Raw genomic sequence first — 24045 nt, 5'->3', positions numbered from 1 at the left:
CTCGACAGTCGAGTTCAGCACCGGTGCGGACCTGGGTGGGGGTGGCGGTCGAGAACGGCACCGGTGCGGTTCTCGGCCACCGGGGCGTCAGACGATGTTGAACTCCCGCCGCAGCCCGGCCCCGGCGAAGCGCTCGGTGCTCATGCCCGACACGTCCACCGAGAGCGCGTCGCCGCGGTACATCTCCGCCATCACCTGGCCCACCGCCGGGCCCTGCAGGAACCCGTGGCCGGAGAACCCGGTGGCGTACAGGAACCGCGAGACGCCCTCGGCCTCGCCGATGAGCGCGTTGTGGTCCGGTGTCACCTCGTAGTAGCCGGCCCAGCGGGAGGCCATGCCCACCTCCTCCAGCAGCGGCACGCGGCGCTCGGCCACCTCGATGACCTGCTCCAGCCACGCGTCGGTGTGCTCCAGCGACCAGCCCGGCTCCTCGTCCTGGTTGGACATGCCCACCAGCAGCCCCGGGCCCTCGCGGTGGAAGTACAGGGTGCTGGAGAAGTCGATGGTGAAGGGCACCCGGTCGGGCAGGTCCGCGATGGGCTCGGTCACCAGCAGCTCGCGGCGCACCGGGTCCACGGGCAGGTCCACGCCCACCATCTCGCCCAGCCTCCGCGACCACGCACCGGCGCAGCAGACCACCGTGTCGGTGGCGATGTCGCCCTGGCTGGTCACCACCCCGGTGAGGGTGTCGCCGTCGCGCACCACGTCGGTCACCTCGCACTGGCGGATGATGCGCACACCCAGCGCGCGGGCGGCCCGGGCGTAGCCCTGCACCACGGACTCCGGCGTGCAGTGCCCGGCCTCCGGCGACCAGACGCCCGCGAGGAGCCCCTCGGTGGAGGCCAGCGGCGACATCGCTGCCGCCTCCTCCACCCCGATGATCCGGCTCGCCAGGCCCAGGGAGTTCTGCAGCTCCACGTTGCGCTCGAAGGTGTGCAGGTCCTCCTCGCGCTCGAGCAGGAACAGGTAGCCGCTCTCGTGGTAGTCGATCTCCTGGTCGAACAGCTCGGGGAAGTTCCGGAACACCTCCAGGCTGCGCATGCCCAGCTCCACGTTCACGGCATCGCTGAACTGCGCGCGTACGCCACCGGCGGCCTTGCAGGTGGAGCCGGAGCCCAGCTCGTCCTTCTCGAGCACCACCACGTCCGTGGTGCCGCCCTTGGCCAGGTGGTAGGCGGTGGACAGGCCCATGACGCCGCCGCCGATGACGACGACCTCGGCGCGGGTGGGGAAGGTCTTGTCCGACATGGGTACTCCTTGCGGTTCGTGCCGGTCAGGCGCCGGCGACGTGGTCGGGGACGCTGCGCTCGGCCTCCGGGACCTCCTCCAACTCGCCGCGCGCCAGGGCCCGGGTGTGGTCGGTCATCTCCCGGCGCAGGACGCCGGAGAGCAGGTAGAGGCCGATGAGGTTGGGCAGGGTGAGCAGGAAGAACATGGCGTCGGAGAACCCGACGACGGTGTCCAGCGAGACGGCGGCACCGACCACGATCATGAGCAGCCAGAGCAGGTCGTAGCCCAGCTCGGCGGCCCGGCTGTTGCCGAAGACGTAGCCGGCGGCCTTCTTGCCGTAGTACGAGTAGCTCAGCACCGTGCTGAAGGCCAGCAGCAGCACGATGGCGGTGAGCAGCCACGGGAACAGGGCGTGCACGGTGCCGAACGCCTCGGAGGTGAGGGCCACCCCGTCGGCCTCGGACGAGGTGTGCAGCCCGGTGACCACGATGGCCAGGGCCGTCATGGTGCAGATGACCACCGAGTCGATGAAGGGCTCGAGGGAGGCGACGATGCCCTCCTGGGCGGGGCGGCGGGTGCGCACGGTGGAGTGCGCGATGCCGGCCGAGCCCACACCGGCGGCGTTGGAGAACAGCGCACGCTGGATGCCCACGATGGCCACGCCGACGACGCCGCCCTCGACGCCCTTGCCGGTGAACGCCCCGGAGAGGATCTCCGAGACGGCGTGCGGCAGGTGGCCGATGTTGGTCGCCAGCACCACGAGCACGCACAGCACGTAGCTGACGGCCATGATCGGCGTGAGGCGGCTGGTCCACCGCGCGATGCTGGTGATGCCGCCCAGGATCACGGCGCCGGCCAGCACGGCCAGCACCACGCCCACGAGCCAGCCCTTGTCGGCCAGGTAGCTCTCATCGCCGCCGGTGACGCCCGCCAGCTGCACCGCCACCTGGTTGGCCTGGAAGATGTTGCCGGCTCCCAGGGCGCCGATCGCCATGGAGACGGCGTACATCCCCGCGAGCACCACACCGAGCGGGGCCAGGCCCTTCTCCGCCAGCCCGCGCTGCAGGTAGTACATCGGGCCGCCGGAGACGCTGCCGTCGTCGTTGATGCGGCGGTACTTCGCTCCCAGGGTGGCCTCGGCGGCCTTGAGGGACATGCCGAGGAACCCGGCCAGGATGATCCACAGCGTGGCGCCGGGTCCGCCGATGGTGATGGCCACGGCCACGCCGGCCACGTTGCCCAGGCCGACGGTGCCGGAGAGCTCGGTGGCCATGGCCTGGTAGCTGGTGATCTCGCCGGGGTCGGTGCGCCGGTTGTGGCGCCCCTGCACGATGCCGCGCAGCTGCCGGTAGCCGTAGGCGAACTGGGGGCCGATGAGGGCCGTCATCACCAGTCCGCCCAGCAGCAGCCAGACGACGAGGTAGGGCATCTCGGTGTCGGCCAGCGGGAAGGTGGCGAAGACCACCGAGCTCAGCCACTCGACCACCGGGCCGAACCAGGACTCCATCCAGGCGTCCACGCCGGACTTCTCCGCGGCGGTCAGCACGGCAGCTGCCCGCGCAGGCGCATCGCCTCGCGGACCCGGTCGCGGGCCAGCTGGCCGGCTGCCGCGTGCGGGATGGTCCCGGACTCGGCGGCGGCCTGCAGCACGGTGGTGGTGTTGGTGCGCATCCGCTCGGTGACCGTGGGCACGATCTGCGTGGTGTCCACGCCGAAGGGGGAGTAGCGGTCGCGCATGCCGAAGGCCGCGGCGATGATGCCGCCGGCGTTGGCGATGAAGTCCGGCACCACGGTGACGCCGCGGTCGGCCAGGGCCTGCTGGGCAGCGGCGTCGGTGGGCAGGTTGGCCCCCTCCACCACCAGGCGGGCGCGGATGCCGTCGGCGTTGCCGGCGTCGATGACGCCCTGCCGCGCAGCCGGCACCAGCACGCCGGCGTCCAGGTGCAGCTCCTGCCCGGCGTCGAGCCGCTGCCCGCCGGCGTGGTCCACCAGGGCGTCGCCGTGCTCGGCGCGCAGGGCCAGCAGCTCCTCGACGTCCAGGCCGTCGGGGTCGTGCACGGCCCCGGTCGCGGTGGAGACGGCCACCACGGTGTACCCGAGCTCCACCAGGCGCCGGGCGGTGGCGTGCCCGACGGCGCCGAAGCCCTGGATCACCACGCGCCGGTCGTCCAGGTCCGTGTGCGCCGCGGCGGCGTCGACCGCCTCGGCGACCCCGTGGCCGGTGATGCCCAGGGCGTCGTAGGCCACGCCGCCGAGGGCGGCCGGGGTGCCGGTGGCGGCACCCCGGTCACCGAGCTCGTCGCAGAGGATGGCCGCGTCCGTCTCGTCGAGCCCCATGTCCAGCCCGAAGACGTACTCCGCCGGCACCTCGTTGCGCAGCATCCGCGCGAACGCCCGCAGCGCCTCCTCCTTGCGGGGGGAGGTCGGGTCGAACCGGATGCCGGCCTTGGCGCCGCCCTGGTACAGGTCCACGGCGGCCCACTTCCACGTCATCACGCGGGCCAGGCGGGCCACCTCCTCCACGGTGAGGTCGGGGCTCATGCGGGTGCCGCCCTTGCCCGGGCCGCGGGAGGTGTTGTCGATGACGAGCACCCCCTGCATCCCGCTGCGCGGGTGGCTCACGGTGACGACCTTCTCCGGTCCCCACTCGTCGACGAGCTCGAACACGGCTGCCTCCTCAGAGGAACTCGACGCCCTGCGCCAGCGGCAGCTCGTCGGAGTAGTTGACGGTGTTGGTGGCCCGCCGCATGTAGGCGCGCCACGCGTCGGAGCCGGACTCGCGGCCGCCGCCGGTGTGCTTCTCGCCGCCGAAGGCGCCGCCGATCTCCGCCCCGGAGGTGCCGATGTTCACGTTGGCGATGCCGCAGTCCGAGCCGGCGTCGCTCACGAAGCGCTCGCCCTCGCGGACGTCGGTGGTGAAGATGGCCGAGGAGAGGCCCTGCGGCACGTCGTTCTGCAGGGCGATGGCCTCGTCGAGCTCGCGGTAGGTGAGCACGTAGAGGATCGGCGCGAAGGTCTCGGTCCGCACGACCTCGGTCTGCGCGGGCATCCGCACGATGGCCGGCTCCACGTAGTACGCGTCCGGGAACTCGTCGGCCAGCACGCGCCCGCCGCCGCAGAGCACCTCGCCGCCCTGTGCCCGCGCGTCCTCCAGGGCCTTCTGCATGGCGTCGTAGGAGGCCTTGTTCACCAGCGGGCCCACCAGGTCCTTGCCGGTGCTCGGGTCGCCGATCGTCAGGGTCCCGTAGGCCTTCACGAGGCGGTCGGTGAAGTCCGCGGCCACGTCCTCGTGGACGATGAGGCGGCGCATGGTGGTGCAGCGCTGGCCGGCGGTGCCCACGGCGGCGAAGGCGACGCCACGCAGGGCCAGGTCCAAGTCGGCCGAGGGGGCCACGATGGCGGCGTTGTTGCCGCCGAGCTCCAGCAGGCTCCGGCCGAAGCGCGCCGCCACGCGCGGCCCCACCTCGGCGCCCATGCGGGTGGAGCCGGTGGCCGAGACCAGCGGGATGCGGGTGTCGTCCACCATCTTCTCGCCGAGGGTGCGGTCGCCCAGCAGCACGTGGTGCAGGCCCTCGGGGGCGCCCACGTCCTTGACCGCACGGGCCAACAGGGCGTCGGTGGCCAGGGCGCTGAGCAGCGTGGCCTCGGACGGCTTCCACACCACGGTGTTGCCGCACACCAGGGCGATGGCGGTGTTCCACGCGTAGACGGCCACGGGGAAGTTGAAGGCGCTGATGACGCCCACCACGCCCAGGGGGTGCCAGGTCTCCATCATGCGGTGGCCGGGGCGCTCGGAGGGCATGGTGCGGCCGAACAGCTGGCGCGACAGGCCCACGGCCAGGTCGCAGATGTCGATCATCTCCTGCACCTCGCCGGCGGCCTCGGACGGGATCTTGCCCGCCTCGGCGGTCACCAGCACGGCCAGGTCGTCCTTGTGCTCGGTGAGCAGCTCGCCCCAGCGCTTCACGAGGGCGCCGCGCACCGGGGCAGGGGTGTCACGCCAGGTGGTGAACACCTCCGCGGCGGTGCTGATGGCGGTGTCCAGCTCCGCCTCGGTGGTGGCCGCCAGGCCCATGAGGTCCTCGCCGGTGATGGGGGTGCGGGCCTGCAGGTCGGTGCCCTGCGGCACGGTGGCGCCGCACGCCTCGAGGGCCTGGCGCACCTTCTCGTGGATGGGGTGGGTCATTGCGGTTCCCTCCTGGGGTCCGTCGGGGTGGTGGTCGTTCGGTCGGGTGGTTCAGGGGCGCACGGCCACGCCGGTGGCGGTCTCCACGGCATCGAGGGAGGCCTGCTGCTCCGCGGCGTACAGCGCGTACGGGTCGCGGATCTCCACGCCGCAGATCTGCGAGAGGCGGGCCATGTCGAAGGCGACGCCCTGCTGCGCCTCGTCCTTGCTGCCGGCGGTGGTGAGGTTGGACTGGAAGATGCCGGCCGCGGAGCGGGGCAGGAAGTCCTCGTAGACCACGGGGGTGGCCACGAGGTGCCCGCTGGCCACCAGCTCGTGGGCGCGCCGGCCCTGCGGCAGCTCGGTGACACCCTCGGCCAGGGCGTAGGTGAAGAAGGCCAGCTCGGCCTCGGCCAGACCCATCTCGGTGTCGGGCAGGTGCGTGGCCCACACGCGGCGCAGCACGTCGGGGCGCTCGCCGCCCTCGGTCGCCAGCAACTCGTCGGCCTCGGCCAGCATCCGGTCGTAGAGGTCGCGACCGGCCTGGGTGAGGGCCACACCGCGCTGCTCCACCTCGCCGAAGCGCACCCGCAGCGTGCCGGGGCCCACCGTGCCGTCGGCCTTGAGGAAGCGGCGCTCCTCGTCCAGGGCGCGGAAGGAGGTCTGGCGCAGCAGCACGTCCGGGCCGTCCCACGAGGGCGGGCCCTGGATCTGGTCGATCATCTCGATGCCGCGCGCCTCCATCCGCTCGTAGAGGGCCTCGATGTCGAGCACGCGCGGGGTGAGGTGGTTGATGTGCGTGGTGGGCACGCCGCCGATGTCTGCGGCCACCGAGGAGATCTGCTCCAGCCGGCGGTACCACTCCTCGTCGACGGGCTCCTCGGAGAGCTCGAACACGGCGGTGGCGCGCTCCACCAGCTCGTCGGCCTCGTCCTCGGGCAGGCCGCCCTGCGCGGCGGCGCGGTCGGCCAGGGCCAGCAGCTCGTCGTCGAACAGGCGGCGCCGGGCCAGGAAGTCGGCCAGCTCCTGCTGCAGGGACTCGTCGAAGAAGCGCGGATCGGTGGTCACCAGCATCGAGGTGAAGACGCGGAAGGGGTTGCGGGCCAGCTCGTCGCGGTCCACGGGGCGGAAGGCGGTGCTCACCACCGGCACGGCCGAGGCGGAGTCGCGCAGGTCGTAGAAGCCCACCGGGTGCATGCCGAACGCGGCGAAGACCCGGGCCACGTGGCCCAGCTCCTCGGGCGTGCCCACGCGGATGGCGCCGTGGCGCTCGGCCGTGACGCGCTCGATGCTGCCCAGGCGCTCGGCCTCGGCCCCCAACTGCGCGATGTGGTCGCGGTTCACGCCCTCGGAGACCTCCACCAACGTGGTGTAGGCGGGCACCTCCTGGCCGTACATGCGGGACATACGGGCGGCGAAGCGGGCGCGGAGCTCGTGCTGGGCCACGGTCACGGGGTGCCTCCTGGGGACGGGATCGGTCAGGCACACCGTGATGTGGGTCATATCATCAGCACAAGCGACAAGTCCTCACCTGAATCGTTCACCCCATCTGATGAGTCGCGGCCGCCCGGCCGGACCGGGAGGAGGCGCCCCGTGGCCTGGACCCTGACCCAGTTGGAGACCTTCCGCGCCGTGGCCGAGGGTGGCTCGATGCACGCCGCCGCCGAGCGCCTGGGCTACACCCCCGGGGCGGTCTCCCAGCAGATGGCGGCCCTCTCCCGGGCCGTGGGCGGGGAGCTCTTCCTGCGCTCGGGGCGGGGCGTGGTGCTCTCCGACGCAGGCCACGGGTTCCTGCCGCTGGCGCGCCGGGTGCTCGAGGAGGACCGCGCCGCCCGCCGCGCCCTGGCCGAGCTGCGTACCGGGCGGGCCACCGTGCGGGTGGGGATCTTCGAGACCGCCGGCGCCGTCTCCTGCCGCGAGGTGCTGCGCCGCGCCGCCGTGGCCGAGCCGCCGGTGGACGTCGTCTTCGAGGAGGTCGACGTGGAGCGCGCGGTGGACGCGGTGCGCGCCGGCACCGTGGACCTGGCCCTCTCGGTGCACTACGAGCTGGTGCCGGTCACGCTGCCCCCCGGCGTGGTGGCCATCGAGCTGCTCACCGAGCCCTTCGTGGAGGTGCGCGCCGCCGACCTGGTGGCCGACGCCCCGTGGATCGTGCCGCCGGTCACCGAGACCTTCGGCATGGCGGTGCAGGCGGCGCTGCGGCGGGCGGGGGAGGACACCGGTACCGCGCACGTGGTGACCGACACCGCGCTCATGGTGGCGCTCGCCGAGGCCGGGGTGGGGCGGGCGCTCGTGACCCCCCTGATGCTGCGGGTGCACCCGCGCGACCTCCAGGTGCACCCGGCGCCCCGCTCGGGTCGCCGCACCGTGGTGGCGCTGGCCACCGACGCCCAGCGCGAACGGGCCAGTGTCCGTGCGGTGCTCGACGGTCTGGGGGAGATCTTCCGGTCGATGCGGGGTGTGGAGGGAAATCCTCCGGTTTCCTGACCCATTGACACTCCCAGTCTCCCGTGCCACGGTGTGCCGACCCCATCGATGTGGTGGGGGTCACAGGCCGCGTGGGTCGCGGCGAGGCCGGAAAGGGGCTGGGGATGATCGAGCTGATGCGCCGCGAGGAGCACGGTGCCTACACCGTGTCCACCTACCGATTCACCGAGCAGCACACCGTCTCGGTGGCGCACGAGACCCGCGCCTCAGCCCAGCTGCCGGGCAACGGGGGCACCCGCTGGCTGCAGTACCCCTCCACCGAGGCGGCGGCCGCCGAGGCGCTCGTGCTGGCCCAGTGCATGACGCGCAAGCACTCCCTCTACGAGACCGGCTTCTGCGGCACCAAGCTCGTCATCGACGGCCCGCTGGACCTGGCCGACCGCAGCCTGGTGCACGACGCCCTGGCCGAGGTGCTGCGCCAGCACGACGGTGCCCTGTACACCGGCTGCGACCTCAACACCACGAGTGCCGACATGCGTGAGGTGGCTGCCCGCTACCCGGCGGTGCTGGACTCGCTGACCAACCCCGCGGTGTGCACCTCGACGGCCACCGGCAGCGGTGTCTTCGCCGCCTTGACCAGCACCCTGCTGCCGGGCGAGCGCCCCCGCATCGCGGTGCACGGCCTGGGCAAGGTGGGCGGCCAGGTGGCCCGGCTGGCGCGCAACGCGGGCTACGACGTGGCCGGCTTCGACGTGCGCCCCGAGGCCGCCGAGGCCCTGGGCGTGCGCGCTGTGGACTCCGACGAGCTGTTCACCGGGGGCTACGACGTGGTGGTGCTCTGCTCGCTGTCCGGCATCGTCACCGAGGAGGTGGCGGCCACCATGAACCCGCGCTGGGTCGTGGCCTCCGCCAACGCGCCGTTCGCCACCCCGGAGGCGCAGCGCACCGCCGAGGAGCGCGGCATCCACTACCTGCCGGACTACGTGGCCAACTCCGGGGCCGTGCTGTGCGACGCGCTGGAGTGGCGCGACCGTGAGCTCTACGACTCCCTCGACCAGGCCGCGGTGGACCAGTACGTCATGCGCACCATCAGCTCGCGCTCCCTGCAGGTGCTGGCCGAGTCCGGGCTGCGGGGCGTCACCCCGGAGGTGGTGGCCGCCCAGGCGTGGGCGGAGCACAGCCCCGTGCCCGCCTGAGACCGGCGGGCTGGCGGCGTGGCATGGCCCATAGCTCGGAGCACCGTGGATTCCTCGCGGTGGAGCGGTCGTTCATCCAGGTGTCGTAGGACAACACCCTGGGCGTCGAGGCCGCCGAGGACATCGCACGGGAGCACACCCGGGTGGACGCCGTCGTGCTGGTCACCGAGATGCCGCGCCACGCCGAGGGCACCCCGGTGGTGGCCGACGTGTTCGCCGAGCCGGACGTGTCGGTGGTGTCCCTGCCGTCGCTGGGGCTGGTCGGTCTGCGGCGGCACCTCACCACCGCGATCGTGGAGAGCGTGGTGGCCATGAAGGTGCCGTGGCGCACCGCCCGCAGCTCTCCAGCGTCCTGGCGGCCGCGGCGGCCACCGGGGCCTTCGGCATCTTCTACAGCTCCATCTGGCAGATGTCCGACGCGCTCTCGTGGTGGCGGCTCGTGGTCACGGGGGGGATTGCCGGTGCGCTGGGCTCGTCCTTCGACTCCAGCACGGACGTGCGCAGCATCACCCACGGCCAGCGGGAGCGTCAGCGCCGCGTCGAGGCCGGGCGCACCGGTGACCGCCACACGGAGGCCGCGGGCGGTGGCGAGCAGGTGTCCCGCGCCTGAGACGATGCCGGGCATGGGCATGCTCATCACCGACATCGCTGAACTGGTCACCAACGACCCCACCCACCCGGACAGCCTGGACGCGCTGGGCCGGGCCACCGGGGCGGACGCGATGCACGCCGGGCTCGGCGTCATCCGCGACGCCGCCGTGGTGGTCGGCTCGGATGCCGAGGGCGAGCCGTCCACCATCCAGTGGGTGGGGCGCGCCGCGGACGCGCCCCAGGCCGACTGGGCGGTGTCCGTGGAGGGCAGTGCCGTCATCCCCGGGTTCGTGGACTCCCACTCCCACCTGTGGTTCGCCGGCGACCGCTCGGCGGAGTTCGCCGCCCGCATGGCCGGCCAGGCCTACGACGGTGGCGGCATCGCCACCACCATCGAGGCCACGCGGGCCGCGCGCCCGGCGGACGTGGCCGAGCTGGTGCGCCGCCGCCTGGCGGAGATGCGCGCGCAGGGCACCACCACGGTGGAGGTCAAGACCGGCTACGGGCTCGACGTGGCGACCGAGGCCGAGGCCGCGCGCCGCCTGCGCGAGGTGACCGACGAGGTGACCTTCCTGGGCGCCCACGTGGTGCCGCCGGAGTACCGCGACGGCGAGGCCGGTTCGCGCGAGGACTACCTGGACCTGGTGTGCGGCGAGATGCTGCGCGAGGTGACGCCGCACGTGCGCTGGGTGGACGTGTTCTGCGAGCCCAACAGCCCGTACTCGTTCACCGGGGAGGAGTCGCGCCGCGTGCTGGAGGCCGGCCGCGATGCGGGGCTGGGCCTGCGCCTGCACGGCAACCAGCTGGGCGAGGGGCCTGGTGCGCAGCTGGCGGTGGAGTTCGGTGCGGCCGCGGTGGACCACTGCACGTACCTCTCCGACGCCGACGTGGAGGCCCTGGCCGGGTCCTGGGCCGATGGCGCGGACGGCACCGTGGCGGGGCTGCTTCCGGGTGTGGAGTTCAGCACCAAGCACCCGTACATCGACGCGCGGCGCCTCATCGACGCCGGGGCGAAGGTGGCGCTGGCCAGCGACTGCAACCCGGGCACGTGCTACTCGTCCTCGATGCCGTTCATGATCGCCATGGCGGTGCGCGAGATGGGCATGACTCCGGCCGAGGCACTGCAGGCAGCCACCGTGGGCGGGGCGCTCTCGCTGCGCCGCGAGGACGTGGGCGCCGTGCGCGTGGGCATGCAGGCCGACCTGGCGCGCATCGACGGGCCGAGCTGGCTGCACATCCCGTACCGCATGGGGGTGCCGGTGGTGCGCGCACTGGAGGTGTGAGGCGGCGGGGCGCAGCGTCATCGGCCCCCCTCAAGGGCGGCGCCGATGGCGCATCCTGCTGGGCGTCACTGTGTGGCTTACCTTCCGGCGGGTGTGGCTCCTTGCTGGACTCATGTCGGTTGCCGCCCTGGGGGCGGTCCTCTTCTCGGTGATGCCGTGGGCCCAGTTGTCCTGCTCCTCCGCCGACGGTGGGGGTGGGTTCGCCTCGTCGGTCGCGGTCGAGAACGTCCTCAGCGGCCCGGCGCTGATCCAGATGTACCTGTTGCTCTCCGTCGTGGCCCGGCAGGTGCTCAACGCCCTCGAGGAGCGGCAGCAGCACGGCGCGACGCGTAAGTCGCTGGACGAGGTGGCAAGGCTGTCCCGCGAGCACGGGCTGTACACGGACGACGTCTGAGCCCGAAGGGCGTGACTTCACCGGCCACAAGTGGGCCGAGTTGGTCGAACTCGTCCGTGGGGACGTCACCCCTGACGAGAACCATGGGTGTGACTGGGCGTACGCCGGGCCGCAGTTGAGTGGGCCCCAGCATCACTTGCAGGCGATGCGGGTCCGCCGGTCGTCCCCAGGTGACCCGTCATGTGTGCCTCTCCATGCACCCTGGTCTACCCCTGCAGTGCGTAGACCAAGTCCTTGTAGTGGGGCTCGTCGGAGCGGTACCCCATTGTCCAGGATCCGGCCCACCTGCCGGTCGCTGCGGTGGAGACGATGTTGCGATGGCTTGAGATCGGCCAGCCCGGCGGGCACCAGCCCCTGCGGCCGGCTCGGCTTTCCTCGGGGATTGTCTGCCGATGGTGCTGACCGTAGTAGTCCCGGTACCGGTCGGGGAGGGCCAGACGCTGCCAGTCGTAGAAGTTGCAGATGCGATCCAGAATCCCTTGCATGGCACGGAGCATGTACTCCTTCTCGATGGGGGACTCTCGGACGTTCACCGGTAAGCGCGTTCCCCACTGGTGGGATTTCGACCAGTGCCCGCGATCGTGGCTGTGGCTCAGATGGCGCCGGGCTTCCTTCACGGCATCCTCTGCGTGGTGCGAGACGGCTTCCCTGCTCTCCTCCGACTCCAAGAGGGAGGACAACAAACTGCCGGGGAGCACGGAGGACCCCCATGCGCGCAGGTTCTCGTCGTACTTGAGCATCGACTCGAATCCGCCGTCGGGCATCCACGCCAGACCCTGACCGATCTCGGTGTCGAGCCGAGCGTCCGCGACGGGCTTGTCGAGCACCCACCACAGCCATTGGAAAGTCCCGAACGGGTACTTGGAGTAGTAGGAGCCGTCGGTCGTGATGCCTCGGAGAACGCTGGGGTTCACGCTGGTGGCGAGCGTGGGGATGTCGCCCTGGGCCGGAGCGTGGGGGATGACGTGGTTGCTGATGCTGAGCGTTCCCGGCCACGTCATGTCGAGGTCGACCCAGGCGATGGCCGAGAGATCCAATGGCGTCTCGATGTCAGCGGACAGCCACAGAGTGTGCGTGTCGTAAAAACCGACAACTGGCCACCCCCACGTCTCGTGGCAGAGTGCCGCGGTGAGGAGGCCATCGATGTCGGTGTCGATGATCTGTCCCTCGATCCCCTGGCTCCACTGCAGGCGCTCCTGCGCGACATGTCGGAGTCCTTCGCCTGCTAGCCCGTGCATGGGGTGAGCGTAGGCGCATGCTGCGGGTGGGGGCCATACCATCCCAAGTGCAGGCCGACTCTGGGGAGCTTGTCGGACACGTGAGGTAGACAATCCCTATGGGTTCGATTCCGGTAGATCAGATCCTCCCCAGCGGTGAGCGGGTGCTCGCGCCGGACACCACCCTGTCCGAGAGTGCGAAAAACCGGCTCCTGCTCGACGCGCTCCCCGGCGCCGAAGCCGCGGTGTACGCGGGGGACCGGGTCGTGCGATTCCGCGACCAGGTCCTGCTCAAGAAGCAGATCACGCACCTCGGGCGGCCGTGGCCGGAGTTCAAGAAGCGCATCCAGATCCCTCCGCGGTGGCTGGACGTTGCTGCCCAGGCGGCCTCGGAGGGGCTGACGGTGAGGTTCGTGGGCATCTACAACTACGGGGACGTCACCGTCTTCGTGGACTTCGAGCCTGAGAAATACCTGCTGCGGGCTGCCAACAACTCCGCGGCGCACCTTGCCACCAACGACCTCTTTCAGGCGCAGACCGAGGGCGTCTTCACGCGGGAGGACAGCAACGGAAACCGGCTGACGAGCGTGCGTGCCGACCTCTTCCTAGACTACCTCACCGGCGGTGTAGACGAGCAGGACCCGCGGATCGAGGTCTTCGAGCGGTTCAACGGTGAGTTGCTGACGGGGCGCCGGATGGAAGCACTGGACGCCATTCGCGAGATGCATGCCGACCGTTGGCCCGACACCTTCCAAGGGGAGTGGCCCGGATTCTACCTCGAGTACCGATTCGACCAGTTCATCCGGGCGACGGGTCTTGCCCACCGGGTGGCTTTCCAGAAGATGAAGACCAAGGGGGAGTTCGATTTCGATCTGGTGTTCCCAGCCTCAGACCAGATCGACTTCTACGGGGACCTCAAGGCCTCCAACATCACGTCCAGGGAGGCGCCGGGCAATGACATGGCAGATCTCCTGCGATGCATTCAGGAGTACGGACGGTTCTGGTACGTGCTGTACGAGCACGAGACGTGGCACGCCAAAAACCGTCAGAATCTCGCCACGATCGAGTGGAACGAGTGGAAGCGTTCAGTGGGCAAGGTGGCGCCGAAGGGATACGACAAGTTGTCCTACGCCGGTCGCTTCAAGGAGGCAGTCCGGTTCCAGCGCATGCACGTGCTCGAACTCAACGAGGCCAACCTCAACGTCGTCCTCGGGGAGTTCCACCAGGGCTGTCAGCCTGATGGGTCGACCCGGGCGATGAAGTGCATGATCCGGAAGCGGAACATCGACAACTTCCGGATCTTCCATGGGGAGGCGCCTGAGCCCACCGGTGTCTGACTCAGCCGGCGAGATCGAGTTGCTGTGCAGCGGGCTCGTGCTGGGCGAGAACCCCGGTGGGGCTCAGCGGCGCTCGGCGGACCGCCTCGACCACGGCGGTCCCGCCCGGCGTAGTGCGGAGCAGTTCCTCGTCGCGCTTCACGTGCTCGCGCAGCACGTGCCACACCGCGCCGACATTCACGCCGTTGCCCATCTGCTTGTACGTGGCAGAGGACGGCTGGTTGAGGAACGTGAACGAGTCGGGGAGACCCTGCAGGCGAGCTGTCTCCCGCGGTGAGAGGCGCCGCCGGCGCGGCCCCACGATCGACGTCTGCGTGATGGCGACCAGGGCCGGCAGGTACGTGGGCTTCTTCGCGCGGATGCCTGAGGGGCGCATGTGCATGACGGTGTCCCACAACCGAGGGGTGTCCTGGGCCTGCCACTCCAGCTTGCGGCGCGAGGCGGGGAAGTCATCCGTATAGATCCCGTACTCGTGAGCCCACGGGATGATCACGCGGAAGTGGTTCTGCAGCATCTCGTAGTTGCGTCGCAGATGGGACTGCTTCCATGCCGGCAGCTCGCGGTCGATGTGCGGCGTCGTCAGGGAGTCCGGCACCTCGATGTGAGAACGCTTCCACGGGATGGCGCGCATCTCGCGAAAGTCCATCCACGAGTCCGCCCAGATGGGGTGGCCCGGGAGCCGCTGGCCGCGCATGTCCTTGCGCATGCGGACGACGAACTCGTCCCATGCGTCGATCCACCGGCGTTCGGCCTCGGTGAGGTTGCATCCGGGGACGTTGTGCGTGTCGTCGAGCAGGTCCTCGAGGTGCCATCCTTCGGTGAGGGACTTCGGGTTGAAGAGTTCTCCCACGTCCGCGCCCTCCCAGACCGTCGACAGGGACGGGGCCTGAGGAAAGCGATCCTTCATCGTGGTCACCGGTGCGGGGCCGCCGTCCAGTGCGTCGTGCCGAACCTGGTCAGGGGCGTAGGTCGCGGTGATGAACACGCGCTCGCGCACCTGGGGTGATCCGCCCATCTCCGGCGGAAGCAGGTGCGGGGAGAACACGGCCGGCTCCTCCGAGACGTGATACCCCTCCTCCCGCAGGGTCTCGATGATGACGGCCCACTCGTGCCGGTGACGGGGGCCGATCAAGTTGCGCACGTTCTCCAGCAGTACGACAGCAGGGTGGTGGGCCTTGATCACCGAGGCGATGTTGAAGAAGAGGGTCCCTCGCGCCTCATCCATGCCGCGTTGGGCACCCGACTTGGAGAACGGCTGGCAGGGGAAGCCTGCACAGAGCACGTCGTGTGCGGGGACGTTCATGATGCCCCGGTCGTCGTCAGCGTCCTGGGTGATGTCCCCCAGGGCGGCGTGCCCCCAGTTGGCCTCGTAGACCGCCGCTGCCTGCTTGTCGATCTCCACCGCGTACACGCACTCGCCGCCCATCGCCTTGAGGGCGGCGTGGAACCCGCCGATGCCTGCAAACAGGTCGACGAAGCGGAAAGGGGGGGAGTGGTGCATGCTGCACATCGTACCAGCCGAGCTGAGCTGGTGTACTAATGTGTGTGGGTGGCGGAGGGGCAGTCTTGGGTGAGTGATAGCACTGCGATCTCGAAGGGGGAGGAGACCTTGTCCCCGATCAACCACTTCCAGCTCGTGTTCGATCGCGGAGCAAACCGCCTCCGCGAGGTCACCGAGTTCCGGGGTGACCTCGGCGCGGCGATCGAGGCCTACGCCACGGCGGAGGACCGCCACCGGGCCAACGATCGCATCGACATCGTCCTGGTCGGGGCGGGCTCGTTGGAGTCAGTTCGTGTCACCCACTCGACCTACTTCGAGCAACCAGAGAGCGACGCCTTCGCCGTCCGCGCTGCGAGCCTCGCCCGGTTCTCGTGCGAAGATCACCCGACCACGTGACCCAACCCGCACACCGCCCCAGGAGGGACCGTGACCCGGCCCGCACTCGGCCGCCGTTCGGTGTGGCGCCTGCCGTGGCGCATGCGCACGGGCACGTGGATGGCCGACTGCATGGACCTCGCCGGAGGCGCCCCGACCGGATCGGACCCGATCAGCGGCACCCTCGGCTGCCTCATGCTGCTCCCGGCGGCGCTGCTGTTCCCCTTCTGGCTGGTGGAGTTCGTCCTCGAGCTGGTGCTGTGGCCGTTCGTCGTGGCTGGCCGTGCCGTGCAGCGTCTGTGGGCCGGTTGAGACACTGACGCCGTCCAGCCGCACCCAGACCCGCCCAGGAGTTCTGTGAACGCCCTCGCCACCGCCGTCGTCCTGCTCGCGCTCGCCGCCCTCATCGCCCACGGGGTGTCGCTCGTGGTCGGCCCGGGGCGGGCGGACCGCCGTCGCGAGCTGGAGGAGCTGGGCGTGGTGCCTTTCGTGGCGCTGTGGGGGTTCAGCGCCTTGCTGCTGATCGTGGTCCGCAGCCTCCACGGCGATGCCGGACTCGCCCACCTGCTCACCACCACCGGTGTCTGGACGAGCGCGCTGGGTGTGGCGTTCGCGCTGGCCGGAGGTGCGTTCGCCGCCACCCGCTGGCTGCTGGGCAGGGGGCCGGACCGCCCGTCCTGGAACATGCCGGTCGCCAGCATCTCGGCCGGCGCCGCGGTCGCACTGGTGGGCATGAGCACCTTGCCGCTCTGACAGGCTGGTCGGCCCCTCAGGCAGTCGACCCGACGGCTTCCTCGTGATGGGATCGGTCACCACTCCTGACGCTGTTGACGATCTCCACGGCTCCCAGTGCCAGCGCGAGGAACGGCCACGCGTCCAGCGCGTCACCGCGGAGGGCCCAGACGAACCCGGCCGTAACGGAGGCGCCGGCCACGAGCCACCCCAGAACCCGCTGCGGTGCACCGGCCAGCCACATGGTGACGACCAAGAAGGCGGCGAGTATGCAAAGGGTGGTCACGTACGCCGTGCCAGCGGAGGCCAAGGCCCAACTCAGAGCACCGGTGGCGGCAACGATCGCCAGCGTCCAGACGGACTTGTAGGTCGCAGACATCCTCACTCCTCGGGCGGTCAGCCGATCGGGCTCGTTCGACGCCGGCACGCCGAACCGTGGACGAGATGTGTTGTGTGCACGGGTTCCCCTCATGAATCGATGGCGCAGGGCCTTTCTTGCGTGAGTGTCCCCACCGTCTCGCTCGCTGGGGTCGGAGGAAACCCGAGCGAGCGAATCTTGACGAAGTGTTGAAGGACGCCCCCCGCCGTCGGCCGGCGCCGCGGCCGCCCTGGTGGGGATGAGCACCCTGCCGCTCTGAGGTGTGCGCCGGCATGTGGATGCCGTGACGCGGGAAGTCGGTGGTGATGTGCATCATGGCCGGGAGACTGCGAACTGAGGATACGAGGAGAGCGCGATGGGGCGCGGCGGTACCACCTTTCTGTTCCTGAGCGGCGCGCTGCGGCACGCTGAGAGCCAGCAGGCCATGCGGGGTCTGCACGCGGAACTCGACGCACTGCGTGCCGACCAGGCGGTGAACCAGCATCAGGCTGCCCAGCTGGCCCATGAACAGCTGCTCGAGGCTCAACGGCAAAGTGATCTGCAGGCCCGTGCGAACTTTGCCCACTGGAGGCAGACCCCGGACGGTCAGCACTATCTCGCCTGGCAGGACGCTGCCCTGCCCCTGTTGGACGTCGCTCGCGAGCGTGATGCCTTCGTGCGTGGGCGGGTTGTCAGTGCATGGGCGGAGGAGGAGCGAACCAAACCGGTCAGGCCGCCGGAGCACTACGTGCACGGCACGCCTCAGGGGCCACGCGTCCCACGTCTGTGGATCCCGGCCTTGGTGTGCCTTGTCCTGTGGATCGTCTGCATCGCAGCGGCCGCGCCGTACATCGCCAACGACGAGCAGGAGCTCACCCCGCTGACGTGGGCCCTCTCGTTGGGTGTTCTTTTCCTGCCGGGCATCGCGATCCTGCTCGCCGCGATCTGGGGGATCATGTTGTTGGTCAGCGCCCGGGAGATGCAGGCACACCGCCGGTACAAGCGGCAGGCTGTTGCGTGGAACGCCTGGAGGTCCGCGGCTCACGAGCGGATCGGTGCGTGGACGGACACCCCACCCCAGTGGACGGCAGACGCGACCCGGGACGATGCCTACCTTGCCCGGGTGAACCAACTGGTCGACTCGGCCGCCGAGCTCCTGCCCCCGCCGGAGTCCCTGCCGGACCTGTACCTGCCCGAGATCGGGGAGCGGTACGTCGCTGGCACGGTGGCACACCAAGCTGTCCTTGACCTGGCGGCGCTCGCCGAGAAGCAGCGTGCGACCACCCGCGAGGCGTTGGACGAGATCGCGCGGTTGGGGCACGAGCACGGCGTGTACGAGGACGACGTCTGAGCACCCTGCCGCTCTGAGGCGCTTCACCGGGCCCGGCCCGCGCGCCCTGCCCGGTACCCCGCGCCCCACGTATCCTGCGCACCATGCCCGCCCTCCCCCTCGCCGACCTGGCCGCCCTCCGCGAGGCGTGGCTCACCAACCTCACCGCAGAGCTGCCCGCCGCCCGCAACCTCCGCGAGCGCATCCACGCCGCCCCGCACCTCTCCGGCGACGAGGAGGCCACGGCCCTGCTGCTGGAGGACGCCCTCGACCTGCGCATGGAGCGCATCGCCCAGACCGGCCGCATCGGCCGCATCGGACCCGCCGGCGGCCCCTCGGTCATGCTCCGCGCGGAGATGGACGCCCTGCCCGTCGAGGAGGCCACCGGCGCCCCCTACGCCTCCACCAACGGGGCCATGCACGCCTGCGGGCACGACGTGCACATGGCCGCCCTGGTGGCCTGCGTGCGCGCCGCCCGCGGCCTGGACCTGCCGGTGGGCCTGGTGCCGCTGCTGCAGCCCCGCGAGGAGGCCCCGCCGCACGGCGCCTACGACGTGGTGAGCAGCGGCGTCCTCGACGAGCACCAGGTGGGCGTCTCGGTGGGCGCCCACGTGCACGCTGCCGTGCCGTTGGGCAGCGTGTCCACCGGCGGGGGAGTGGTCAACGCCGCCGCCGACAGCTTCCACATCACGGTGCACGGGTCCGGCGGGCACGGCGCCTACCCGCACACCGGCAACGACGTGATGGCGGCCGTGGCCACCATCGCGCTGGGCCTGCAGGACGTGGTGCGCAAGGTGGTGAACCCCATGCGCCCCGTGGTGCTGACCGTCGGTCACCTCGAGGCCGGGCCGGACGCGGACAACGTATTGCCCGAGGACGGGCGCATCCGCGGCACGCTGCGCACCGTGGACGCCGACGACCGCGCCCGCGTGCAGGACGCGGTGCGCCTGCACGCCCTGCGCATCGCCGAGGCATTCGGGGTGCGCGCGGAGGTCTCGCACACCCGGGGGATGCCGGTGCTGGCCAACGACGAGCGGCTCGTTGGCTTCACCGACCGCTGGCTCATGGAGTCCGGCATCCGCGCCGCCGAGCCGATGCGCTCGATGGGGGCCGACGACTTCTCGTTCTTCACCGACCGCATGCCCGGGCTCATGGCCTTCGTGGGCACGCGCCCCCTCGACGGCGAGGGCGGCCCCGGCCTGCACGACGCGCGCTTCCTGCCGCCCGCCGAGGTGATCGGCACCATGGCGCGCACGCTGGTGGCCGGCTACCTCGGCGGTGTGCAGGTGCTGGCCGAGGGCTGAGGCGCGGGCGCGGAGCCCGGTGCCTCAGGCGAACACGCGGCTCACGGTGCCCAGACGGTGGAAGCCGTGCAGGCGGGCCGAGTCGCGGCGCACCTTCACCGAGTACATCGAGTCCACCACCTGGCCCCCGCCCAGGTAGACCGCCACGTGCTGGATGGCGCCCCGGGCGTCGGTGTACCAGACGAGGTCGCCCCGCGTGCGCTGCCGCAGCGGCACCCTGCGCAGTCGCGGGTTGGCGTAGAGGGTCCGCGTGGTGCGGGTGCCGGGGTGCTGGTGGGTGTGCACGGTCACGGGCAGCGGCTGCACGCCGGCCGCGTGCATGGCCTGCAGCACCAGTCCGGAGCAGTCGAAGCCGTACTTGTACGGCCCGGCGCCACCCCACGTGTAGTCGGCGCCGGACTGCTCGCGGGCGAACCGGATCATCGCCTCGATGCGGGGGCCGGCCCGGCCTGCAGCCCCAGGCGCGGCTGCTGCTGCCAGCCGTCCAGGCGGAAGCCCTCGGCGTTGAAGCCCAGGGCGCGCCAGGTGGCCGGGCCCACGAGGCCGTCCACCGCCAGCCCGCGGCGCCTCTGGAAGGTGCGCACCGCGGCCACCGCCTCGGGCGTCATGCGGTGCAGCAGCTCCGAGTGGGGCACGCGCAGGCGCTTCAGCAGCAGCTTGACGCGGGTGCCGCAGTAGCCCGGGCGGATGGTGGTGCCGCGCGGCGCCGCCGCGATGCGGGCGACCGGCTGCAGCAGGCCGGGGCCGTTGCCGCCGGTGGGGTCCGGGTAGATGCGGTCCAGCAGGGCGTCCAGCCGGCGCTTGGTGGCCGCCCCGGCGATGCCGTCGGCGGCCAGCCCCTGACGGCGCTGGAAGGCACGGACCGCCCGGGTGGTGCTGGCGCCGTACACGCCGTCGATGCGGATCGATGCCCCGCCGACCTTGTTGAGGGCCCACTGCAGGCGCGAGACGTAACCACCCTGTGAGCCGGGGCGGAGGGTGGACGGGCCCAGCCGGCTGACGTCCCAGGCCAGGGCGGGTGTGGTGAGCGTGGTGCCGCCGCCCACGACGGCCGCCCCCGCAGCCGTCAGGAGCGTGCGTCGGGCAAGGTGCTGCATGGTGCTTTCCCTCAGGAGTGCGTGGTGCCGAGTGCGTCTCCCCACGATAGGCCGCCCGGTGGTGGTCCGGGTGCGTGACGCCCGACCGTGGGCGGACGATGGTGCCGTCCACGCCTCCCTACCCTCGACCCGATGCCTGACCAGACCCGCGCCCGCGCCGAGGACCTCGAGTTCCTCCGCTGGGCCTACACGCTCACCGACTCCACGCGGCGGCACCCCGTGCTCGCCGACGCGGTGCTCGGCGTGGCCGTGGTCACCGTCTTCACCCTGGCCACCGCCTGGACCCTGCCGTGGTGGGCCCTGCTGTGGTCGGCCGCCTACCTGGGGGCCTACCTGCTGCGCTCGGCGGGGCTGCCGCTCATGCTCGCGGCGCTGTCCGTGCTGGGCGTGGCCCAGGTGGCGTTCACCGACATCGTGGTGCCGGGCAACTTCCTCGTGCCGCTGGCGGTCTACCAGGCCACCAGCCGGGGCCGGCGCCGGGTGCGGGTGGTCACTCTGGTGCTCCTGCTGCTGGCCGCCCTGCTGGCCGGCATCGACTTCGCCCCCACCGGCGTGGCCGCCGTCGCGATGGTGGTGATCTACGCCATCGGGCTGTTCCTGCCGTGGCTGCTGGGCGACCTGGTGCGTCACCGCCGCGGGCTGCTGGCCCGGGAGTCCGCCCAGCGCGAGGCCCTGGCCCGCGACCGCGAGCAGCGCGCCCAGCTGGCCGTCACCTCCGAGCGGGCCGCCATCGCCCGCGAGATGCACGACATCATCGCCCACTCGCTCTCGGTGGTGATCGTCCAGGCCGACGGCGGCCGGTACGCCGCTCAGGCCGGGCAGCTCGAGGGGGCGCAGACCGCGCTCGACCAGATCGCCACCACCGCCCGTGAGGCCCTCGGGGAGACTCGCCGCCTGGTGGGTGTGCTGCGCGACCCCGCCAGCGGTGCCGAGTACACCCCCGGCCAGGGTCTGGGGGACCTGCCGGCCCTCATCGGGCGGCTGGAGGACTCGCACCTGCCCGTGCAGGCCATCCTCGACCCCACCCTCGCCGAGGCGATGGGCCTGGAGCCCGAGGGCGGCGTGCCCCAGACGGAGGTCAGCACATCGCTCTCGGCGGCCGCCTACCGGGTGGTGCAGGAGGCCACCACCAACGTCATCAAGCACGCCGGCGCCATCACCGTGCTGCGCATCCGGGTGCGGGTGGAGGGCACCGACCTCACCGTGAGCGTGGCCGACGACGGCGAGGGCCCGACCGCCCGCGACGCCGGGGGAGGGCACGGCATCCTCGGCATGCACGAGCGCGTGGCCGCCCTGGGGGGCGAGCTGCTCACCGGCATGCGCAGCGGCGGCGGGTTCCTGGTGCGGGCCCGGTTCCCGCTGGATCCCGGGGCCGTGCGCCGCCGTCGCAGCAGGCAGACTGACTACGTCCCCGACACGGTGGAGGAGGAGATGGCCATGGCCGTCACCGACCCCCACCACACCGACCCACCCGCCCCGGGCGCGTCCCCCGCCCCCGAGCACACCCTGGAGACCCCATGACCTCGCGCATCTTCCTCGTGGACGACCAGTCCCTCGTGCGTGCCGGCTTCCGCATGGTGCTGGACGCCCAGCCGGACATGACCGTCGTCGGCGAGGCCCCCGACGGGCAGTCGGCCGTGGACCAGCTCAAGACCATCGCCGCCGACGTGGTGCTGATGGACATCCGCATGCCCCGCATGGACGGCATCGAGGCCACGCGGGTGCTGCTGGGCCGCGACAAGCACCCCGCCGACGCCGACCCCAAGGTCGTGGTGCTCACCACCTTCGACATGGACGAGTACGCCTACGCCGCTCTGGAGGCCGGCGCGTCCGGCTTCCTGCTCAAGGACGCCGGCCCCGAGGAGCTGCTCACCGCCATCCGTGCCGTGGCCTCCGGTGACGCCGTCGTGGCGCCCTCCACCACGCGCCGCCTGCTGGAGCGCTTCGTGCCCACCCTGAGCGCCGAGGCCGAGGAGGTGGCCAGCCCCGCCGAGCAGCAGGAGTACCTGCGCGAGGTGCTCACCGAGCGCGAGTTCGAGGTGTTCGAGCTGGTGGCCGCGGGCCTGAGCAACACGGAGATCGCCAAGGAGCTCTTCGTGGCCGAGGCCACCATCAAGACCCACATCGGCCGCCTGCTGTTCAAGCTGGGCTGCCGCGACCGCGTGCAGCTGGTCATCACCGCCTACGAGGCCGGCATCGTGGGCCCGCCCGGCGGCACCCGCCCGGCTCCGGGCACCCCCGGCGCCTGAGCCTCCTCGCGTACGGTGGGGGCGCCCGGCGGCACGGTCGGGCCCCCTACCGAGAGCGAGTCACCATGCAGTCCGTCATCTCCTGGGTCGTCAGCATCGTGCTGGCGGTCCTCGTCTTCACAGGGCTCCGCTACGCCCTCATCGAGTGGTTCGGGATGAGCCCCGAGGTGGCCCGCTGGGTCTCCCTCGTGCTGGGCCTGGTCATCCTCATCCCGGGCCGTCAGGCGCTGCGATCGATGACGACGCGCGGCGACGACCGTCCGGCGGCACCCCGCCGCTGAGGAAACCCTCCCCCCTGGGGATGACGGAGCCGCCGGCAGGGCGCGGGCGGCCCTGCCGGCGACGGACTTCCCGCCCGATGCGGCCCTCGTAGCCTCGTGGGCGAGGGGAACGACAGAGGCGTTCCGCGGTCCGGTGAGGGGACGTCGCGGAACGCCTTTGTCGTGCCCGGGGGCGGGGAGGGGTCAGAGCTCGCTGAGCAGCACCGCCGGGTTCTCCACGCAGTCGGCCACGAAGCGCAGGAAGCCCCCGGCCGTGCCGCCGTCGCACACGCGGTGGTCGAAGGTGAAGCCCAGCTGGGCCACCTTGCGCACCGCCAGCTCGCCGTCCACGGCCCACGGCCGGTCGATGATGCGGCCCACGCCCAGCATCGCGGCCTCGGGGTGGTTGATGATCGGAGTGGAGCCGTCCACGCCGAACACGCCGTAGTTGTTGAGCGTGAACGTGCCGCCGGTGAGCTGCGCCGGGGTGAGGCGCCCTTCGCGGGCCAGGCCGGTCAGCTCGCGCAGGGCGGCGGCCAGCTCGGCGGTGGACATGTCCTGTGCGTCGTGCACCACCGGCACCACCAGGCCGCGGGGCGACTGGGCGGCGAAGCCCAGGTTGACCCGTGCGTGGCGCTGGACGGCCACGGCGGTGCCGTCGACCATCTCGACGGAGGCGTTGAGCGCCGGGAAGCGGTGCAGGCCGGCCACCACGATGCGGGCCACCAGCGGCAGCACGCCGATGCCGGCCTCCGGACGGGCCGCCTTGAGCGCGTCCTTGGTGCGCAGCAGCTCGGTGGCGTCGGCGTCCACCCAGGTGGTGGCGTCGGGGATCTCCGAGCGGCTGGCCGTGAGGCGCTCACTCATCATGCGCATGAGGCCGGTGAGCGGGGTGCGCTCGTCGGACAGGCGCGGGGCGTCGTCGACCGGGGCAGCCTCGCGGCCGGGTGCGGTCGGCGCGGTGGGCGACGAGGTGGCCGGCTGGGGCGCGGTGGCCTG

General features: G+C 71.5%; 25 protein-coding genes. 14 read left to right on the top strand and 11 right to left on the bottom strand.

All coding sequences use genetic code 11. The features are described from left to right. Positions 1-87: 87 nt before the first annotated feature. From HMPREF3099_RS01210 to HMPREF3099_RS01190, 5 genes are read right to left on the bottom strand one after another with little or no spacing between them, the layout of a single operon-like run. Positions 88-1248 (bottom strand): NAD(P)/FAD-dependent oxidoreductase, encoded by a 1161-nt coding sequence (locus HMPREF3099_RS01210; protein ID WP_070703385.1) that lies wholly within the window; start codon positions 1246-1248, stop codon positions 88-90. 25 nt (positions 1249-1273) lie between these two features. Continuing rightward, entirely contained in the window at positions 1274-2776 is a 1503-nt protein-coding gene (locus HMPREF3099_RS01205) for an alanine/glycine:cation symporter family protein (RefSeq protein WP_070703384.1), read from the bottom strand. After that, the gene (locus HMPREF3099_RS01200; protein ID WP_070703383.1) at positions 2770-3897 is read right to left on the bottom strand and encodes a Glu/Leu/Phe/Val family dehydrogenase; all 1128 of its coding nucleotides are present in this window, start codon (positions 3895-3897) and stop codon (positions 2770-2772) included. Before HMPREF3099_RS01200 ends, HMPREF3099_RS01205 begins: the two co-directional genes overlap by 7 nt. A gap of 10 nt (positions 3898-3907) precedes the next feature. Further along, positions 3908-5416, bottom strand: coding sequence for an L-piperidine-6-carboxylate dehydrogenase (locus HMPREF3099_RS01195; protein WP_070703382.1), 1509 nt, complete (start codon positions 5414-5416; stop codon positions 3908-3910). Between the two features lie 51 nt (positions 5417-5467). After that, the gene (locus HMPREF3099_RS01190) at positions 5468-6847 is read right to left on the bottom strand and encodes a 2-oxoadipate dioxygenase/decarboxylase (protein WP_237769688.1); all 1380 of its coding nucleotides are present in this window, start codon (positions 6845-6847) and stop codon (positions 5468-5470) included. 141 nt (positions 6848-6988) lie between these two features. Here HMPREF3099_RS01190 and HMPREF3099_RS01185 point away from each other — a divergent pair, with 141 nt between their 5' ends. The 5 genes from HMPREF3099_RS01185 (at position 6989) to HMPREF3099_RS01165 (ending at position 11286) form a co-directional block, all read left to right on the top strand. Next, positions 6989-7882, top strand: a complete 894-nt coding sequence (locus HMPREF3099_RS01185) for a LysR family transcriptional regulator (protein ID WP_070703381.1) — start codon at positions 6989-6991, stop codon at positions 7880-7882. A 104-nt stretch (positions 7883-7986) separates the two neighbouring features. Then, positions 7987-9018, top strand: a complete 1032-nt coding sequence (locus HMPREF3099_RS01180) for an NAD(P)-binding domain-containing protein (protein WP_083323379.1) — start codon at positions 7987-7989, stop codon at positions 9016-9018. Positions 9019-9340: 322 nt separating this feature from the next. Then, positions 9341-9628 (top strand): hypothetical protein, encoded by a 288-nt coding sequence (locus HMPREF3099_RS13210; RefSeq protein WP_070703380.1) that lies wholly within the window; start codon positions 9341-9343, stop codon positions 9626-9628. Between the two features lie 13 nt (positions 9629-9641). Next, the gene (gene hutI, locus HMPREF3099_RS01170) at positions 9642-10892 is read left to right on the top strand and encodes an imidazolonepropionase (protein WP_070703386.1); all 1251 of its coding nucleotides are present in this window, start codon (positions 9642-9644) and stop codon (positions 10890-10892) included. Positions 10893-10983: 91 nt separating this feature from the next. Then, on the top strand, positions 10984-11286 hold the full coding sequence (locus tag HMPREF3099_RS01165) for a hypothetical protein (RefSeq protein ID WP_141761916.1): 303 nt from the start codon (positions 10984-10986) through the stop codon (positions 11284-11286). Between the two features lie 206 nt (positions 11287-11492). Here the strand turns inward: HMPREF3099_RS01165 and HMPREF3099_RS01160 are convergent, their stop codons facing one another. Then, positions 11493-12524, bottom strand: coding sequence for a hypothetical protein (locus HMPREF3099_RS01160; protein WP_070703378.1), 1032 nt, complete (start codon positions 12522-12524; stop codon positions 11493-11495). A 98-nt stretch (positions 12525-12622) separates the two neighbouring features. Between HMPREF3099_RS01160 and HMPREF3099_RS01155 the strand changes: the two genes are divergently transcribed. Continuing rightward, entirely contained in the window at positions 12623-13840 is a 1218-nt protein-coding gene (locus HMPREF3099_RS01155; RefSeq protein WP_070703377.1) for a hypothetical protein, read from the top strand. A gap of 1 nt (position 13841) precedes the next feature. Here HMPREF3099_RS01155 and HMPREF3099_RS01150 read toward each other — a convergent pair whose 3' ends face one another. After that, entirely contained in the window at positions 13842-15341 is a 1500-nt protein-coding gene (locus HMPREF3099_RS01150; protein WP_070703376.1) for a DNA cytosine methyltransferase, read from the bottom strand. Between the two features lie 108 nt (positions 15342-15449). Here HMPREF3099_RS01150 and HMPREF3099_RS01145 point away from each other — a divergent pair, with 108 nt between their 5' ends. Genes HMPREF3099_RS01145 through HMPREF3099_RS01135 form a run of 3 tightly spaced genes read left to right on the top strand, consistent with a single transcriptional unit; the run spans position 15450 to position 16469 of the window. Then, complete coding sequence (locus HMPREF3099_RS01145; RefSeq protein WP_141494581.1) at positions 15450-15737, top strand: hypothetical protein; 288 nt, start codon at positions 15450-15452, stop codon at positions 15735-15737. 30 nt (positions 15738-15767) lie between these two features. Then, positions 15768-16028 (top strand): hypothetical protein, encoded by a 261-nt coding sequence (locus tag HMPREF3099_RS01140; protein ID WP_070703374.1) that lies wholly within the window; start codon positions 15768-15770, stop codon positions 16026-16028. Between the two features lie 45 nt (positions 16029-16073). Further along, entirely contained in the window at positions 16074-16469 is a 396-nt protein-coding gene (locus HMPREF3099_RS01135) for a hypothetical protein (RefSeq protein ID WP_070703373.1), read from the top strand. A gap of 16 nt (positions 16470-16485) precedes the next feature. Here HMPREF3099_RS01135 and HMPREF3099_RS01130 read toward each other — a convergent pair whose 3' ends face one another. Further along, the gene (locus HMPREF3099_RS01130; protein WP_070703372.1) at positions 16486-16827 is read right to left on the bottom strand and encodes a hypothetical protein; all 342 of its coding nucleotides are present in this window, start codon (positions 16825-16827) and stop codon (positions 16486-16488) included. A 355-nt stretch (positions 16828-17182) separates the two neighbouring features. Here HMPREF3099_RS01130 and HMPREF3099_RS01125 point away from each other — a divergent pair, with 355 nt between their 5' ends. Next, a complete protein-coding gene (locus HMPREF3099_RS01125) occupies positions 17183-18157 on the top strand; it encodes a hypothetical protein (RefSeq protein WP_070703371.1) in 975 nt (324 codons plus the stop codon). 83 nt (positions 18158-18240) lie between these two features. After that, on the top strand, positions 18241-19440 hold the full coding sequence (locus HMPREF3099_RS01120; RefSeq protein WP_070703370.1) for a M20 metallopeptidase family protein: 1200 nt from the start codon (positions 18241-18243) through the stop codon (positions 19438-19440). 24 nt (positions 19441-19464) lie between these two features. On the opposite strand, the gene HMPREF3099_RS01115 is transcribed toward HMPREF3099_RS01120, so the two are convergent. Continuing rightward, positions 19465-19863 carry a C40 family peptidase gene (locus tag HMPREF3099_RS01115; RefSeq protein WP_070703369.1) on the bottom strand — a complete coding sequence of 133 codons (399 nt, stop codon included), beginning with the start codon at positions 19861-19863 and terminating at the stop codon, positions 19465-19467. Further along, positions 19860-20537: a peptidoglycan-binding domain-containing protein gene (locus HMPREF3099_RS01110; RefSeq protein WP_070703368.1), complete on the bottom strand. Its 678-nt coding sequence runs from the start codon at positions 20535-20537 to the stop codon at positions 19860-19862. Before HMPREF3099_RS01110 ends, HMPREF3099_RS01115 begins: the two co-directional genes overlap by 4 nt. A gap of 132 nt (positions 20538-20669) precedes the next feature. On the opposite strand from HMPREF3099_RS01110, the gene HMPREF3099_RS01105 reads away from it, so the two are divergent. The 3 genes from HMPREF3099_RS01105 (at position 20670) to HMPREF3099_RS01095 (ending at position 23067) form a co-directional block, all read left to right on the top strand. Continuing rightward, positions 20670-22058 (top strand): sensor histidine kinase, encoded by a 1389-nt coding sequence (locus HMPREF3099_RS01105; protein WP_070703367.1) that lies wholly within the window; start codon positions 20670-20672, stop codon positions 22056-22058. After that, complete coding sequence (locus HMPREF3099_RS01100) at positions 22055-22786, top strand: response regulator transcription factor (RefSeq protein WP_070703366.1); 732 nt, start codon at positions 22055-22057, stop codon at positions 22784-22786. The genes HMPREF3099_RS01105 and HMPREF3099_RS01100 overlap by 4 nt, the downstream gene beginning before the upstream one ends. A 65-nt stretch (positions 22787-22851) precedes the next feature. Continuing rightward, on the top strand, positions 22852-23067 hold the full coding sequence (locus HMPREF3099_RS01095; RefSeq protein ID WP_070703365.1) for a hypothetical protein: 216 nt from the start codon (positions 22852-22854) through the stop codon (positions 23065-23067). A 183-nt stretch (positions 23068-23250) separates the two neighbouring features. On the opposite strand, the gene HMPREF3099_RS01090 is transcribed toward HMPREF3099_RS01095, so the two are convergent. Continuing rightward, the coding region (locus HMPREF3099_RS01090; RefSeq protein ID WP_237769687.1) for a dihydrolipoamide acetyltransferase family protein at positions 23251-24045 on the bottom strand (795 nt) is incomplete at its 5' end.

Origin of the sequence: Kytococcus sp. HMSC28H12, from assembly GCF_001816045.1 — a bacterium.
GTDB classification, from domain to species: Bacteria; Actinomycetota; Actinomycetes; order Actinomycetales; family Dermatophilaceae; genus Kytococcus; species Kytococcus schroeteri.
This window is presented reverse-complemented; position numbering and strand designations above follow the sequence as displayed.

Bases quoted from the DNA above. Each gene is read 5' to 3' on its own strand.
- HMPREF3099_RS01210 (WP_070703385.1), bottom strand. From the start codon at position 1,248: ATGTCGGACAAGACCTTCCCCACCCGCGCCGAGGTCGTCGTCATCGGC.
- HMPREF3099_RS01195 (WP_070703382.1), bottom strand. From the start codon at position 5,416: ATGACCCACCCCATCCACGAGAAGGTGCGCCAGGCCCTCGAGGCGTGC.
- HMPREF3099_RS01180 (WP_083323379.1), top strand. From the start codon at position 7,987: ATGATCGAGCTGATGCGCCGCGAGGAGCACGGTGCCTACACCGTGTCC.
- hutI (WP_070703386.1), top strand. From the start codon at position 9,642: ATGGGCATGCTCATCACCGACATCGCTGAACTGGTCACCAACGACCCC.
- HMPREF3099_RS01160 (WP_070703378.1), bottom strand. From the start codon at position 12,524: ATGCACGGGCTAGCAGGCGAAGGACTCCGACATGTCGCGCAGGAGCGC.
- HMPREF3099_RS01155 (WP_070703377.1), top strand. From the start codon at position 12,623: ATGGGTTCGATTCCGGTAGATCAGATCCTCCCCAGCGGTGAGCGGGTG.
- HMPREF3099_RS01150 (WP_070703376.1), bottom strand. From the start codon at position 15,341: ATGCACCACTCCCCCCCTTTCCGCTTCGTCGACCTGTTTGCAGGCATC.
- HMPREF3099_RS01130 (WP_070703372.1), bottom strand. From the start codon at position 16,827: ATGTCTGCGACCTACAAGTCCGTCTGGACGCTGGCGATCGTTGCCGCC.
- HMPREF3099_RS01125 (WP_070703371.1), top strand. From the start codon at position 17,183: ATGGGGCGCGGCGGTACCACCTTTCTGTTCCTGAGCGGCGCGCTGCGG.
- HMPREF3099_RS01120 (WP_070703370.1), top strand. From the start codon at position 18,241: ATGCCCGCCCTCCCCCTCGCCGACCTGGCCGCCCTCCGCGAGGCGTGG.
- HMPREF3099_RS01115 (WP_070703369.1), bottom strand. From the start codon at position 19,863: ATGATCCGGTTCGCCCGCGAGCAGTCCGGCGCCGACTACACGTGGGGT.
- HMPREF3099_RS01110 (WP_070703368.1), bottom strand. From the start codon at position 20,537: ATGCAGCACCTTGCCCGACGCACGCTCCTGACGGCTGCGGGGGCGGCC.
- HMPREF3099_RS01105 (WP_070703367.1), top strand. From the start codon at position 20,670: ATGCCTGACCAGACCCGCGCCCGCGCCGAGGACCTCGAGTTCCTCCGC.
- HMPREF3099_RS01100 (WP_070703366.1), top strand. From the start codon at position 22,055: ATGACCTCGCGCATCTTCCTCGTGGACGACCAGTCCCTCGTGCGTGCC.
- HMPREF3099_RS01095 (WP_070703365.1), top strand. From the start codon at position 22,852: ATGCAGTCCGTCATCTCCTGGGTCGTCAGCATCGTGCTGGCGGTCCTC.